This is a genomic window from Undibacterium sp. Ji83W, from assembly GCF_049340385.1.
In the GTDB taxonomy this organism is placed as follows: domain Bacteria; phylum Pseudomonadota; class Gammaproteobacteria; order Burkholderiales; family Burkholderiaceae_D; genus Undibacterium.
This window is the reverse complement of sequence record NZ_JBMPOZ010000023.1, coordinates 94,999-108,523: the sequence shown is the minus strand read 5'-3', so window position 1 is coordinate 108,523 and position 13,525 is coordinate 94,999. Positions and strand designations below refer to the sequence as shown.

Sequence of the window (13,525 nt, the reverse complement as noted above, 5' to 3'; positions counted from 1 at the left end):
AGTACAGCCTCATGCAAGCAGCCATCAGTAATAGCAATAATTCCAGGTCGCCGGTTTATTTCGCAGCATTGTTCTTGCTGGTGCTCATAGGGTTTTATCCATCCTATTTTGGCCGCCTGGCGCAGCTTGATTTCAAGCACCATTTCCACGGCATGGTCGCTACCGTCTGGATGCTCATGCTGGTCTTGCAAAGCTGGCTAGCCACCCACAGGCGGCTGGACATACACCGCACGATAGGCAAGCTGTCGATGGTGATTGCGCCTTTGTTCATCATCTCTGGCATCCTCATTATGCAAGTGATGTTGTCTAGCAAAAATGGCTTCTCAAAGGCATTTGGCAGTCGTCTGGCTTTTGTTGATATCACGACAATGATGGGTTTTGCGACTGCATATTGCCTTGCCATCCATTACCGCCGCACTCGTGCACTGCATTCACGCTGGATGGCATGCACGGCGTTGCTGGCTTTTCCTCCTGCTGCTGCCAGGATTTTTGGTAATTTTATTCCTGGCATCAATTCATTCCCGGCGTCTTTTCATGCGGGCTATTTTTTGACTGACATCATCTTGCTTGGCCTTATCGCCCATGATCTGCGTCTGGGCAAATACAAGACACCGTTTTGGATGGTATTGGGTATCATGATTCTCCAGCAATTGAGCTTTATTGTATTGCCTCACATTCCGCAGTGGCAGGCTGTGACTGATTTTCTGGCGGGCTGAGGCATAAACCAGGGATAGGATCTGGAGCAGACGCGGTAAAATACGGTCTTTACTGCGTTTTCTTGTTTATCATGGCCCGCCTGCAACTGCATTTCCCTGAAGACCAATATTATTTCACTACCCAGTTGACTGTCAGGGTGACCGACATCAATGGTGCAAACCACCTCGGTAATGACTCAATGATCTCGATGATATCTGAAGCACGGGCACGTTTCCTATATGACTTTGGCATACGCGAAACTGCTGCTGGCGGCAGCGGCATCATCGTGACTGACCTGGCAACCACCTACAGGGCTGAAGCCCATGCGCGAGACCAGTTATTGTTTGAAGTGGGTGTCATGGACTTTAATAAATACGGTGGGGACATTACCTTCCGTATTACCCGGCCTGCTGACCAGACTGCTATCGCCATGGCGAAATCAGGTTTTGTATTTTTTGATTATCGTGCCGGGCGTGTAGTGGAAATGCCGGAAGATTTCAGGGTCAAGTTTGCACGGGTGAATTTTCTGGATTGATGAGGGGTAGTTGATGTTTCGATTGGTCAGCTGAAACCCATCCCTCACCCGACCTCTCCCGTGAAGGGAGAGGAGATTCATATCATCAGGCACCAAACTTGTAATTCACTTCCACCCAGCCCTGACGGCCAACCGGGCTGAATGAACCAACCGGGTAATTCGGCCAGCCACCGCTATAGTCATACTTGATCTTGTTAAAGACATTGTTGACGATGACGGATACTGTCAGGTTTTTGTCTGCCTGATAGACCGTGCTCCAGTTGGCGATACCGATAGGTGACAGGTAATACTGACCAGAGCCATTTGGTATCTTGCCATAGCGTGTGATTGTCAGGGTATTTGAAAAATCCCCTTTTGCCCAGTTGACGCTGGTGATGAGCTTGTCGCGCCAGTCGCTGTTGCCAAGATCGGCCAGGTCGTCGTACAGGGCATCGCCTTCAAACTGCTTGGATTTTTTGCTCAGGGTCTTGCTGTAATTGGCCTTGATGCTGAAGCTGCCATAGCCGCTGGTTTTTAACTGATATTTGCCGCTGATGTCGATGCCACTGGTAGCCTGGTAAGCTGCATTGATGGGGTTGACCCAGATCTCCTGTATCTCACCCGCATGGCTCAGCGCATCTTTTGGATAACGCTTGATGCGGTTGATGGTGTCAGCACACAGGCTGGAACCTATATCGCGTTTGCCGGTGCGGCAGTCAGCTTCATCGCGCAAGAGCTGGTCAGCACTCAGGTTGACCACCATGTCGCTGATCTTGATATTCCAGTAATCAAGCGAGACATCAAACTGGTTGCTGGGTGACCAGACCACACCCAGGCCAAAGGATTTACCTTTTTCTGACTTCAGGTCAGGGCTGCCAAACTGCACATAGTTGGCACCTGGTGAATAATTCGCGTAGTCGCAATCCTTGAGTTCCTGGCCTTCAGCCTTGCAACGGTAATAGTCGGTGGTGCTGGAATAATAACCTGTGCCACGTGCCTTGAAGATATAGTTCATGTCCGGCGCGCGGAAGCTGGTGGCGTAATTGGCGCGCAATAAAAGTTCAGAGGTCGGGCGAATTTCGAGGCCACCGTTATAGGTCAGCTTGCCATCCTTGCGGCCAGCGAAGTGATAATCATCGTAGCGGCCAGCCAGACTGGCGGTGACTTCCTTGAGCAGTGGTACATATACTTCTGCGCCCAGTGCATAACGCTGGCGTGAGCCTCGCACATCATCTGATTTGGTGACAGTATTGAACACACCCTGATTGATTTTTGGATCAGGCAGATTATCAAAACTCTGGCGGCCTATCTCGGCAATACCTGCGGTTTTGACTGTGCCTGCGGGCAGTTTCCACAGCTCTGTATTGACTGCCAGGCTCAGTGTCTGGGTGCGTGAACTGTCAGAGCTGCGTGATGCCGAGGTGATCTGGTCAAATTCTGCAGGTGTCAGTCTTTGCGTCAGGCGTTTTGGGTCAGGCGCATAGATGGCGATGCCTGCGGCGTCCAGGCCCAGCTTGGGTCCCAGGAAAAACGGGTCTATATTGGCCAGCGTGCGCGGTGCCACGTTCTCGCTGCGGTAAGCAGAAGCGCTATAAGCTGCTTCATAATTCCATTGTGTGCCAGGGATGACACCTTTGATACCCAGATTGATGCCGGCAGACTGGTCATCCCACAGGCGGTTGAAACGGTTCACACCATTGATTTCTTCAGGCGCGAATACTTTGCTCCAGGCTTCATAGGCATTGTTGTTCTTGTTCCAGAAATAGCTCTGGTTGGTCGAAGATGATACCCAGCTTGGCGAGCGGGTATCGTTTTCTGTCTTGTTCTTGCCCAACAGGATATCGGCAAACAGGGTGGTGTCTGCATTCAGGTCCAGGTTGCTGCTGGAGAAAAAATTCAGGCTCTGGTTCTTGGTTTGCACTGTCCAGTGCATGGGGCTCAGGCGGGGGCTGGCGCAATAGCTGCCCTTGCTGGTTTTATAGCTGATCTGCGTGCCTTCAAAAAAATCGCTGAGCTGGCTACAGGCATCACCCAGGTCCAGGTATTTGCCAGACTTGATATCCTTGCGGTATAGCGTTGCACTGGGTGTGCTGCGGCTCGCCATGAAATCACGCTGGGTCGCGCGTAGCGGTTCACGTTCGCTGTATTCCAGGCTGAACAGGCTGCGCAACTGATCGACATTGGCGGTGCCAGAGAATTGCACGCGCTTGTTGCTACCACCACCTCTATCAGTATCACCCAGTTTGACATTCAGGTTGTAACCCTGGCTTTGTTTTTTCAGGATGATGTTGACCACGCCGGCAATCGCATCTGAACCATAAATTGCCGACGCGCCACCATTCAGGATCTCTATGCGTTCTACGATGTTTGATGGGATATTCGCCAGATTGGTAAAATTGACCGTGCCCTCATAAGCGATGGGGAAATCAGCCATGCGTCTGCCATCCAGCAGTATCAATGTATGGTTAGGACCCAGACCGCGCAGGCTGATAGTATTGGCTGAAGGCGTGAATGTATTGCCGAAGTCTTCGCCCTGGGTAAAGCCAGAGTTTTGTACCGAGTTATTGATCGCATCATAGACATTCTTGTAGCCCTGCCTGGTGATTTCTTCTGAGGTGATGATGGTCACTGCCGCTGGCCCTTCAAGGCTGGCACGTGGTATGCGTGAGCCAGTGATGACGACAGATTCTGATTTGCTTTCTGCCGTCTGGGCAAAGGCGGCACTGGTATAAGTCTGGCTATAAAAAAGCGCCAGAAGACAAGCTGCAACTGGCTTGAGAGCAGGTCGGAATGCGAGCTTGCGGGGATGGGTTTTATGGTGCATGGGTCTTCTCACAAATGAACGAAGACCGAAAAATATCAAGAATATATTTATAAGAAAACGAATATATACGTATATCAACATGCATAGCATGATTGGTATTGACGCTGGATGTGCGACTTAAATCAGCATCTCTATAGAGAATGTATGGCACACTCTGGCAAGTGGTCTCGTCATCATCCAAATCAGCATGCGCGCAGCTTCTTCAAAAAAACTCCTGTCCAGATTCATCAGTGTCTTGCTGTGCTGCTGCAGTTTTCTTGGCAGCGCTTGCAGCCAGGCCGAGACCATCACGCTTGTCGGTGAAGATAGCTGGTACCCGTATTCGGCAGTCAAGGATGGGCAAAACCGTGGCTTTGCCGTTGATGTCATCAAGGCTGCCTATGCTGCCGTCAATATCGATGTGAAATTCATTGCCACGCCCTATTCGCGCTGCCTGATGCTGGTGCAGAGCGGGCAGGAACTCGGTTGTTTTGACAGCCTGAAAGACGCCAAGCTGGAGCCGGATTTTCTGTTCCACAAAGAAGCCATTTTCAAAGCCAGTGTCGGCATCTATGCCCGGACAGACAGCCCGCAATCCAGGGTCAGCAAGATCAATGTCCAGGAACTGCACAAATATGTCATAGGCGTGACCCACGGTTATACCTATGGCACGGCGTTTGAGAACGATACCCGCATCACCCGCGAATCTGCACCCAATGATTTGTCCAACTTGCGCAAACTTTTGCTTGGGCGCTCTGATTACTCCCTGATTTATACCCGCATTGCTGATTATCTGACGAGTACCCATACAGAAGAATTCAAAGGAAAAATTCAACAGGTCGGCATTCTGGTGGAAGATAACTTGTACGTCAGCTTCTCAAAACGCCGACCGGAATCCACTCGCTATGCCAATGCGCTTGACCAGGGCTTGCACCAGATCAGGGTGAACGGTGTGTACGGCACCATAGAAAAGAAATGGACAAGGCCCGAACCTTGAACGCAGAGTAGGGTGCGCCGTGCGCACCGATGTTTTATGTTTTTTTGGATTAAAAACGGTGCGCATGGCGCACCCTACAGATGTGTATTGCATGCGGTAAGATACGTTTTCATCATTAAACAATCTCTTCACTGTTTTTAAAAAAAGCGGTAAGCATCCAAGCCATTTCATCAATCGCATGTCTGAAAATCAAAGCACAGTAATCCCCGTCAATAAAACAGATTCCGCACAACGCCTGTCCACTCGCCTGGCTTTTCTGGCGGCTGGCCTGGTTGTCTCTGCCTGGGCACCGCTGGTGCCCTATGCCAAAGACAGGCTGGGCTTGGATGAGGCTGCCCTGGGTTTGCTCTTGCTCTGCCTTGGCGGTGGCTCTTTGTGCGCGATGCCCATGACAGGCATGTTGTCGGCTCGTTTTGGTTGCCGTCTGGTGATTTTGACGGCAGGTGCGCTGACTTGCGTGATCCTGCCTTGCCTGGCAGTCGTGAGCAGCCCCTTGCTGTTTGGCCTGACATTATTCCTGTTCGGTGCGTCAGTCGGCACGCTGGACGTTGCCATGAATATACACGCGGTGATTGTTGAAAGAAGCAGCGGGGCTGCACTGATGTCAGGCTTTCATGGCATGTTCAGTGCTGGTGGTTTTCTTGGCGCGGGTACCATGGCCTTGTTGCTGTGGCTGGGCATGCATACACTGGCCGCCAGTATCTGCCTTGGCCTGCTGGTTGCGCTGATGCTGGGGATTGCCAGCCCAGGCTTATTGCATGAACCAGATGCATCTGACCGTGATGGCCCGCAATTTGTTATTCCCCACGGTGCCGTGATTTTTATCGGTGTCCTGTGTTTTGTGGTCTTTTTGGCGGAAGGTGCCTTGCTTGATTGGGGAGCCTTGTTGTTGACCGCTGGCCGCGGGTTGGAAGCCGGGCAGGGCGGCATAGGTTATGCCGCATTCTCCATCGCCATGACCCTGGGCCGCCTGACGGGTGACCGCGTGGTGCAGCGTCTGGGCAGCAAGCTCGTCATGCTGGCGGGTGGCGTGTGTGCGGCGACAGGTTTTTTTGCCGCTGTGTTGGCGACATCGCCTGTTGTTGCCATTTTTGGTTTTATTTTGATCGGCATAGGTGCATCGAATATCGTGCCTATATTGTTCAGCGCCGCTGGCAAGCAAAATGCCATGCCTGCCAGCCTGGCCATCGGTGCCATCACCACCATAGGTTATGCAGGCGTGCTGGCTGGTCCGGCCCTGATAGGTTTTGTCGCACATGCAATCAGCCTGAACATGGCGTTTGCAGGTCTGGGTATTGCCATGTTGCTGGTGGCTGCCAGTGCCAGACTCAAGCTGTTTTCTGGACAGGCAGCTTGACTGGTTTGACCTGTAAAGCCGTCCCCGAAAATCTTCAGCTACAATAGCGCTTCATTTTTTAGCATCGGCCTTTTTCCATGACTTCATCTGCCTATCATAAATTCGCCCAGCCACAATTATCAGAAGCCAGCATACAGGCCGTGGCCGATGTGCTGCGTTCCAACTGGATTGCCACTGGCCCCAAGGTCAGCGAACTGGAACAGGCACTGTCAAAAACTTTTGGTCATCGCCCAACCAGGCTGCTGACCTCGGCCACAGGTGCTATGGAAGTGGCACTGGCCTTGTGTGATATAGGTGAAGGCGATGAAGTCATCACCTCCGCACAAAGCTTTTTCTCCGCCATGAACATGATCGCCAAATGCGGTGCCAAGCCCGTATTTGTTGACTGTGACCTGGTCACCCGTGCCATAGACCTGGCCCAGGTCGAAGCTGCCATTACGCCCAGAACCAAGGCCATCATGCCTACCCATTTCCCCGGTGCGCTCGGTGATATGGATGCGCTGTATGCACTGGCAAAAAAATATCAACTGCGCGTGATAGAAGATGCCGCGCTGGTGCAAGGCTCGAAATGGCAAGGCAAGCCCGTAGGTTCATTTGGTGACATCGCCATCTTCAGCTTCCATCCAAACAAAAACATGACGACGATAGAAGGTGGTGCCATCGTCGTCAACGATGAGGCAGAAGCACAGCGGGTAGATGTATTGCGCTTCCATGGCATCGCCAAACTGCCAGACCAGACCCGCGACGTGGTAGAGGCCAGCGGCAAGTTCAATATGTCGGACGTATCAGCGGTAATAGGCTTGCACCAGCTGGCCCAGTTCGACGACTTCATGGCCCAGCGCCAGATTCTGGCAGAACGTTACTTCGCCAGCTTCCCGCAAATCCCCGGTATGGTGCTCCCACCCCAGGGCCAGCCCGACCAGACCTGGAATATGTTTTGTGTTCTCATCCCTTACGAAAACTTCGGCCACACCCGCAACAGCTTCCGCGCTGCGCTACATGATGCAGGCATAGGTACAGGTGTCTCCTATGAAGCCTGTCACACGACTACCGTGGGCAAGAGTTTTGGCTATGGCGAGGGTATGTTCCCCAATGCAGAACGGATCGCCCGCGAAACCGTCACCTTGCCTTTGCATGTGGGTTTGACGGTGAGGGATGTGGATGAAATTTGTGGGGTGGTGAAAAGGGTGTTGCTGGGGTGATGGAATGCAATTTAGCGAAAACCAGGCTGTACCTGACTCTGACGACTCCATCAAAATAGCGTTGTTGCGTCAAATGATGAAGTCTGAACGATACATTGCCTTGTATGAACTGATGGGCAATATTTCAAAATATAGTGGAGCTGATCCATATCCGCCCATGAGTGATGCGGAATTACTTGCATGGAATTACGCCTCATTCCATTTGGATTTTTTGTCAAGGTTTGGTAACGCGGTTTCACCATTAACAGAAATTAATGGGAAACTATGGTTCGCTCATCCGGTTGAATTTGAAAATTGGCTCGCTCTTGGTGCACCAGGATTTTTCCTTGACGATTTGCGAGCCTACTTGGATGATTTTCCGCTGTAAATTTATAGTCCCTTAACTTGCAGGTGCTCGCTGCCAAATTGATTCTTTTGTATCTCTCCATGCACGCCAGCCCAATGGCAAGTCCGCCAAAGCACAAACATTGGGATCATGTTCCGCTATGCTTGCCAGGCTGACTAAGACCATATCAGACTCGGAAGGATGGGATTCTGGCCCATGGAATTGCCAGCCACCATCATCCTCATCGTGCGAGACATAGGCAATCCAGTTGTCACCTGTGAAGAAGTTCTTGTTCGCGATAACCGCTATATTTGGCGGGTCGCTAAATGGCCATGGATTCATCGTTAATTTATTGATCTAATTTGTATTGCAGTCAAAACTGCCTCGCTTTGTACCGTTGAGCAGTTTTATTAAAATTTGAATTTCAGGCTCATCAAATACATCTTCCAGTTCGTCAAAATCTGCTTCTATGGAATGTTTGCTGAGATTTCTCAGACAAGCACGCAGGACCGAGAGTAAACCATTGATGTCGTAACCGTAACCATCGCCATCAAAAGCTGTCCAGTTCTCAAGAAACTGAACCAATTTATCTCCGGTATCTATATCCTGAAACTTCATGATTTCCTTTGGTGAATCGTAGCCACATAGTTTATCCGCACTATTTCTGTAGAATGCATTTTAATATGATGCATGAGGCCTCGAAATAAAAATAAACTGATTATCAGCACAAATGTTGCGGGATATATTATGCCTACTATATTCGCTTTGCTTTAGTCTGATGGCATTGTAATGCCCAATATCCATTGCTATTACAATGTAGATTTGCAGTCATCGCACAATCGTTTTTGCCAATATAACAGTTAAATTTTTTGGGAAGTATGCCAAGCAATAACATTAATCGCAGTTCTGGGTGCGCCTTGCATATATGGAAGGTCGGGCCGCGCAGGCATAGATAGATATCGTTGCCTATCAGGTTCTCGTAATAGTCCTGGTTGGGGAAGTCATAACCATCCAGATTGATGATCTCTTGCGCTTCCATGTGACGCTCTTCACGTTTGGCAAGTTCAGTATTGATGTTGTGCACCCAGGTGGTGACGGCATCCCCTTGGCGATAAAAGTCCCCTAGTTCTGCTTGCAAAACTATTCCCAGCGCATCCCACCACTGCATGAGTTTGTGGTGTTCTGATTTCGGAACAATTTTTTTGAATTCAGCGATGGGCATTTTGCGATGGGGCCGGGGATGCTACTTAATTCAGCTATTTGAATATCGTAGGGCGTATTGTAATACGCCGCATGAGATCGTGAAATGAGGGTTAGCTGTTGATCAGGCAAACATGCGGCGCATTGCAATGGGCCCTACGTCAGAAGTATTGCGATGATCTGGACTACGATTTAATCTCCCGCATCCTTACGCTTCTCAGGTGCATCCGGTACCGCCACTTTTTGCCCATCCACGCCAGCCTTGCTGAGCTGGCCTTTGTGCCAGAATAGCATTTCTCCCTTGACGCCGCCCTTGATGCCGGAATCGATGGAGATGACTTTTCCCTGGTAGTGAGAATACACGCCATCCATGGTGGTGTGGCCGACGACGATGCGTTCCAGTTTGAGTTGCTTCAGCACTTTATCGAGATCATCGACCGGTAATTTTGGTGCGTTGAAATAACCGCGATACCAGAGTGGCCCAATGCTGCCATACAGCCAGTTGAGCACATCGTCGGTCTTGACTTGCGCCTTGCTCAAACCCAGCGTGCTGCGGTATTTCTCATTGATTTGTTGCAGGCTCATATTGAGGTTTTGATGATCAGGATGCAGGCCGCCATGCATGAAGAGCATGTCGTTGACCTGGATGATGACCGGTTTGCTGCGCAGCCAGCGACCAAGCACGCTGCTGTTATCAAACATTTGCTGATAGCTGGTATTCAGATGCTGGGCGACGGCGACGTATTTTTTATTCAGGTAGCGCACATCGCCAGCCATGGAAATGGCTTCATGGTTGCCCAACAGCAGGTGCACGCCACCACCAGCGGCGCTGGCCTGGGCTTCAAGTGCATACAATAGCCACAGGGCCTCAGTGACTTTGGGGCCACGGTCCAATACGTCGCCAGTGATGACGAGATGGCCTTTGCCATATGTCCACTGCCAGTCCTGATTGATGATGCCATTGCCTTGCAAGAGCTTGAGCATGAGGTCAAACTGGCCGTGGATGTCACTGATGGCGGCGAGTTTGTCAGCCTTGAATTTGATTGTTACGGGGAAGGCAGTTTCAGCAGGGCGTATTGTCAATGTCTGGGGATAGCCGCAAGGCGCAGGCAGGCTGATGTTGGCAGAGCTGGCGAAGCTTTGCTTTTGCAACTGGTCATTGCATACCCAGTTGACATCCAGGCCCCCCTTGTCTGGCTGGTTTGGCGACTGGTAAAAGGCGTAAGGGCCATCATTGATGCCAGTGACCGGAGCTGATGCCGGGGCAGCATTTTGCGCGAATGCCGTACTCAGTATTAACAGGCCGCTGAAGACGGTAGCGGCACTGCGCAATGTGATTGAATGAAGGCGAGATGGTGATGGTAAAGATGGTGGTGGTAAAGGTGGTGATGGTAATGCGGACATGATCATTCTGAAAAGGTGCTGCTTAGTTCTTTAAATAATAAACCTCGCCCTGATAAATCTCAGGCTTGGCTTTATTGGTGTTCAGCGCAGGCAAGACCAGCTTGGGTGGCAAGCTGCCGATTTTCCATTCGCTAGCCAAGGTCACCGCCTGTTGTATATCTTCTGTTTTCAGGCGAAAAGCCAGGCCCAGTTTTTGTTTATTGGGCATGTCCTGCATTTCTTTTTCTGTATCAAGCCTGTCGGCAATGCTGAAATACAGATAGGCGCGTGGCAGGTCGGCTGCAATGCCATTGCCTTCGCTATAGATATTGCCCAGCCAGGCAAAGGCGCGGGCATGGCCCTGTCTTGCTGCCTGCGCCAGCAAATGAATAGCCAGATTCACGTCGCGGGGCATGCTGGCACCGGACAGATATTGCGTTGCCAGATAAGTTTGCGCCTGAGGATGGCCCTGGTTGGCAGCAGCAGCGGCATAGATATTGGCAACACGTTGATCAACTTCTGTACCCAGGCCCAGGGCAAAGATGCGCGCCAGGCGGAACTGCGCTTCAGCATCATGCTGGTCAGCGGCGGCTCTGTACAGTTGGTTGGCTTGTTCCATATCCTTGGGCACGCCCAAGCCCATTTCGTGGCAAATCCCCAGCGTCACCTGGGCGCTGGCCAGACCTTGCGCAGCAGCTTTTTGATACCAGACTATGGCTTGCGCCATGTCTTTTTCTACACCTATGCCCAGCCTGTAGCCCTCAGCCAGATTGAATTGCGAACCGGCATAGCCAGCGGTGGCAGCCTTGCGGAACCATTCCATGGCCTTGGCTTCATCCTTGTCCGGGCCCTTGCCACTCAGATACAGGGTACCCAGGTTATGCTGGGCTGCGGCCTCGCCACTTTCTGCCCGCGCGCTCCAGTCCTGGAAGGCCAGTGCAAAATTACCTTCCTTGAAGGCAGCCGCAGCAGCATCCGGCTTGGCTGGGGCGACCGGCGCAATGGCGGCACTGGCGGTCAATATCTGGGTGGAGAGCAGGGCAGCAAAGAGTGTTGATTTGAACATGGATGAGGATATAGTCTTGCGGACAGATTTTTCTAGATGGCTGTTAGTGTAATTCATCTTACCCGGCACGGGTGAAATCAGCGCTCGTCCCCGGTCATATCCAGCATCTGCTGCCATTCTTCCGACCAGGCCAGCAAGGGCATCATCGCCTGCATCAGCGTTTGCCCTGAAGGACTAAGGCTATAGCCACCTGCGGCCCCCATTTCTATGATCCGGGTTTCGCGCAGTTCGCGCAGGCGCTGGTTGAGTACTGTGGGGGACATGGCATCGCAGCGCTCGCGTAATTCGCGAAAGCTCAAGGGCTCGCCACGCAGTTCCCAGATCATGCGCAGGGCCCAGCGTCGGCCCAGCAAATCCAGCAAGGCCATGATGGGGCGGCCAGTTTGTGATCCCCGGACGGGCTGCCTTGGTTTTGGTGTCGTCATATTTTTTCCTTGCGCTACATTAAATGTAGCGCTATGCTATTCGCTACTAATAACGTAGCGCACATGAATTCTATCATTGAGCGATGCTAGACTGGCATTTAGCGCTGCCTTGTTGCGCACTTTTTCAGGAGAAGACGATGGACATGCCGAGAATTGCTCCAATGGAGCCACCTTATGATGCAGAAGTAGACCAGGCTTTCAGCCGCATCATGCCACCCGGCATGCCGCCCTTGAAACTGTTCCGCACCCAGGCGCATAACAAACGGGTGTTGCTACGCGTGTTTGCAGGCAACCTGCTGGACAAGGGGGCGGTCTCCTTGCGTGAACGTGAGCTGGTCATCTTGCGCACCTGTGCCCGTTGCGGCTCGGAATATGAATGGGGTGTGCATGTCACCCTGTTTGCTGTCAAGGCTGGATTGAGCAAGGATGATATTGCAGCCACATTGAGCGATGATCCAGCACAGGCAGCCTTGTCAGCCAGCGAAGTACTCTTGCTCAAAGCTGTTGACGAATTACATGAAAATTCAAGTATCGCGGATGCTTTGTGGGCGAAGCTGGAGCAGCATTTCAGTCAGGAACAGCTACTGGAAATCATCAGCCTGACTGGCAGCTACCACACCATATCCTTCATCACCAATGCCGCAAAAGTGGAACTGGAAAGTTTCGCTGCGCGCTTTGCGCAGTACAGATGACTATGCTGTAAAACTAACTCAAATGCCAGTCTTGCGCATAATGCCTTGCAACCGAAACAAGTCGCTGATCGCATGCAAGCCGACTGACGCAGCCAGTTTGCTTTGGTCTGGCTTTTCGGTGATACCTGTGGCAATCAGGTGGAACTGGTTAGCCGGATCAGGCACATGGCGCATGCCGCAGACAGCATGTAGTGAGATACGTGTTTTGCCATCATTATAGGTTTCGCCTTGCGCAGTACATCCTTGCAGGGATGCCATGTCTGGCCTGTGTTCAAAACGCGCATGGTAAAACTCAACGACGGGGTATGCATTAAAACCCGTGATCTCGTGTACATAAGCGGCGTAATAGTATTGCTCGAGCTGGATGGCGATGACGTCCTGGGCGCGCAGAAATGTCAGGCTGTCCCTGGTAGATGGCCGCTTCTTCAGTGGCAGGGCAGGGCTGCTCAACAAAGCCTTGATGGCATCGGTATTCCTGAAAAATGCATCGCTGAGGGCGACAGCCGCATTCAGATTATCTATGGCCTGCAGGGCGCGCTGGGTGATAGCGGGTTCGGCGATGCCATGCTTGTGCAAGAGCAGCGCCAGTGCCAGCGCAGTTTTGTCCCTGTAGCCAGGGCTGGCTTCATCATCGCTTGCATTCAGTACGCAATTCCAGCGTCCCAGTAGCAGGGGTAGTACATGGCCTGCCACAGTCATCTGCTGGTCATGCTTGGCATAACTCATGGCGGTTGATGTCAGGCTGGCGACGTCATCTTCGATGACTTGTACCAACTGGTGGGCGGCCAGTTTGTCCAGGGCTTGCTGATGGGTGATGGTAGACATATATTTCCAGCGGGGCTGTTCAACTTTTCACAATAACAGT

At 51.7% G+C, this 13,525-nt stretch carries 15 protein-coding genes; 7 read left to right on the top strand and 8 right to left on the bottom strand.

Annotated features, from left to right (window positions below):
- Positions 1-11 precede the first annotated feature (11 nt).
- Positions 12-716: a hypothetical protein gene (locus tag ACO0LD_RS26940; protein WP_423011766.1), complete on the top strand. Its 705-nt coding sequence runs from the start codon at positions 12-14 to the stop codon at positions 714-716.
- 71 nt (positions 717-787) lie between these two features.
- A complete protein-coding gene (locus tag ACO0LD_RS26935; protein WP_423011802.1) occupies positions 788-1,231 on the top strand; it encodes a thioesterase family protein in 444 nt (147 codons plus the stop codon).
- Positions 1,232-1,316: 85 nt separating this feature from the next.
- On the opposite strand, the gene ACO0LD_RS26930 is transcribed toward ACO0LD_RS26935, so the two are convergent.
- On the bottom strand, positions 1,317-4,034 hold the full coding sequence (locus ACO0LD_RS26930) for a TonB-dependent receptor plug domain-containing protein (RefSeq protein ID WP_423011764.1): 2,718 nt from the start codon (positions 4,032-4,034) through the stop codon (positions 1,317-1,319).
- Between the two features lie 187 nt (positions 4,035-4,221).
- Here ACO0LD_RS26930 and ACO0LD_RS26925 point away from each other — a divergent pair, with 187 nt between their 5' ends.
- The 4 genes from ACO0LD_RS26925 to ACO0LD_RS26910 all read left to right on the top strand — a co-directional run bounded on the left by ACO0LD_RS26925 (position 4,222) and on the right by ACO0LD_RS26910 (position 7,936).
- On the top strand, positions 4,222-5,010 hold the full coding sequence (locus ACO0LD_RS26925; RefSeq protein ID WP_423011762.1) for a substrate-binding periplasmic protein: 789 nt from the start codon (positions 4,222-4,224) through the stop codon (positions 5,008-5,010).
- A 178-nt stretch (positions 5,011-5,188) separates the two neighbouring features.
- Positions 5,189-6,367 (top strand): MFS transporter, encoded by a 1,179-nt coding sequence (locus ACO0LD_RS26920; protein ID WP_423011760.1) that lies wholly within the window; start codon positions 5,189-5,191, stop codon positions 6,365-6,367.
- Between the two features lie 77 nt (positions 6,368-6,444).
- Entirely contained in the window at positions 6,445-7,569 is a 1,125-nt protein-coding gene (locus tag ACO0LD_RS26915; RefSeq protein WP_423011758.1) for a DegT/DnrJ/EryC1/StrS family aminotransferase, read from the top strand.
- Positions 7,570-7,573: 4 nt separating this feature from the next.
- Complete coding sequence (locus ACO0LD_RS26910) at positions 7,574-7,936, top strand: hypothetical protein (protein WP_423011756.1); 363 nt, start codon at positions 7,574-7,576, stop codon at positions 7,934-7,936.
- Between the two features lie 12 nt (positions 7,937-7,948).
- Here ACO0LD_RS26910 and ACO0LD_RS26905 read toward each other — a convergent pair whose 3' ends face one another.
- The 6 genes from ACO0LD_RS26905 to ACO0LD_RS26880 form a co-directional block, all read right to left on the bottom strand.
- Positions 7,949-8,236 (bottom strand): hypothetical protein, encoded by a 288-nt coding sequence (locus ACO0LD_RS26905; RefSeq protein ID WP_423011754.1) that lies wholly within the window; start codon positions 8,234-8,236, stop codon positions 7,949-7,951.
- Positions 8,237-8,251: 15 nt separating this feature from the next.
- Entirely contained in the window at positions 8,252-8,512 is a 261-nt protein-coding gene (locus tag ACO0LD_RS26900) for a hypothetical protein (RefSeq protein WP_423011752.1), read from the bottom strand.
- A 136-nt stretch (positions 8,513-8,648) separates the two neighbouring features.
- Positions 8,649-9,116 (bottom strand): hypothetical protein, encoded by a 468-nt coding sequence (locus ACO0LD_RS26895; RefSeq protein WP_423011750.1) that lies wholly within the window; start codon positions 9,114-9,116, stop codon positions 8,649-8,651.
- A gap of 170 nt (positions 9,117-9,286) precedes the next feature.
- The gene (locus ACO0LD_RS26890; RefSeq protein WP_423011748.1) at positions 9,287-10,498 is read right to left on the bottom strand and encodes a metallophosphoesterase; all 1,212 of its coding nucleotides are present in this window, start codon (positions 10,496-10,498) and stop codon (positions 9,287-9,289) included.
- Positions 10,499-10,520: 22 nt separating this feature from the next.
- Positions 10,521-11,543, bottom strand: coding sequence for a tetratricopeptide repeat protein (locus ACO0LD_RS26885; protein WP_423011746.1), 1,023 nt, complete (start codon positions 11,541-11,543; stop codon positions 10,521-10,523).
- Between the two features lie 77 nt (positions 11,544-11,620).
- Positions 11,621-11,968, bottom strand: a complete 348-nt coding sequence (locus tag ACO0LD_RS26880) for a winged helix-turn-helix transcriptional regulator (RefSeq protein WP_423011744.1) — start codon at positions 11,966-11,968, stop codon at positions 11,621-11,623.
- A gap of 137 nt (positions 11,969-12,105) precedes the next feature.
- Here ACO0LD_RS26880 and ACO0LD_RS26875 point away from each other — a divergent pair, with 137 nt between their 5' ends.
- A complete protein-coding gene (locus ACO0LD_RS26875) occupies positions 12,106-12,660 on the top strand; it encodes a carboxymuconolactone decarboxylase family protein (RefSeq protein ID WP_423011742.1) in 555 nt (184 codons plus the stop codon).
- A gap of 18 nt (positions 12,661-12,678) precedes the next feature.
- Here the strand turns inward: ACO0LD_RS26875 and ACO0LD_RS26870 are convergent, their stop codons facing one another.
- Positions 12,679-13,485 carry a hypothetical protein gene (locus ACO0LD_RS26870; RefSeq protein WP_423011740.1) on the bottom strand — a complete coding sequence of 269 codons (807 nt, stop codon included), beginning with the start codon at positions 13,483-13,485 and terminating at the stop codon, positions 12,679-12,681.
- Between the last annotated feature and the right edge of the window lie 40 nt (positions 13,486-13,525).

Bases quoted from the DNA above. Each gene is read 5' to 3' on its own strand.
- ACO0LD_RS26870 (WP_423011740.1), bottom strand. From the start codon at position 13,485: ATGTCTACCATCACCCATCAGCAAGCCCTGGACAAACTGGCCGCCCAC.
- ACO0LD_RS26885 (WP_423011746.1), bottom strand. From the start codon at position 11,543: ATGTTCAAATCAACACTCTTTGCTGCCCTGCTCTCCACCCAGATATTG.
- ACO0LD_RS26905 (WP_423011754.1), bottom strand. From the start codon at position 8,236: ATGAATCCATGGCCATTTAGCGACCCGCCAAATATAGCGGTTATCGCG.
- ACO0LD_RS26935 (WP_423011802.1), top strand. From the start codon at position 788: ATGGCCCGCCTGCAACTGCATTTCCCTGAAGACCAATATTATTTCACT.
- ACO0LD_RS26915 (WP_423011758.1), top strand. From the start codon at position 6,445: ATGACTTCATCTGCCTATCATAAATTCGCCCAGCCACAATTATCAGAA.
- ACO0LD_RS26895 (WP_423011750.1), bottom strand. From the start codon at position 9,116: ATGCCCATCGCTGAATTCAAAAAAATTGTTCCGAAATCAGAACACCAC.
- ACO0LD_RS26930 (WP_423011764.1), bottom strand. From the start codon at position 4,034: ATGCACCATAAAACCCATCCCCGCAAGCTCGCATTCCGACCTGCTCTC.
- ACO0LD_RS26880 (WP_423011744.1), bottom strand. From the start codon at position 11,968: ATGACGACACCAAAACCAAGGCAGCCCGTCCGGGGATCACAAACTGGC.
- ACO0LD_RS26920 (WP_423011760.1), top strand. From the start codon at position 5,189: ATGTCTGAAAATCAAAGCACAGTAATCCCCGTCAATAAAACAGATTCC.
- ACO0LD_RS26940 (WP_423011766.1), top strand. From the start codon at position 12: ATGCAAGCAGCCATCAGTAATAGCAATAATTCCAGGTCGCCGGTTTAT.
- ACO0LD_RS26925 (WP_423011762.1), top strand. From the start codon at position 4,222: ATGCGCGCAGCTTCTTCAAAAAAACTCCTGTCCAGATTCATCAGTGTC.
- ACO0LD_RS26900 (WP_423011752.1), bottom strand. From the start codon at position 8,512: ATGAAGTTTCAGGATATAGATACCGGAGATAAATTGGTTCAGTTTCTT.
- ACO0LD_RS26890 (WP_423011748.1), bottom strand. From the start codon at position 10,498: ATGTCCGCATTACCATCACCACCTTTACCACCACCATCTTTACCATCA.
- ACO0LD_RS26875 (WP_423011742.1), top strand. From the start codon at position 12,106: ATGGACATGCCGAGAATTGCTCCAATGGAGCCACCTTATGATGCAGAA.
- ACO0LD_RS26910 (WP_423011756.1), top strand. From the start codon at position 7,574: ATGCAATTTAGCGAAAACCAGGCTGTACCTGACTCTGACGACTCCATC.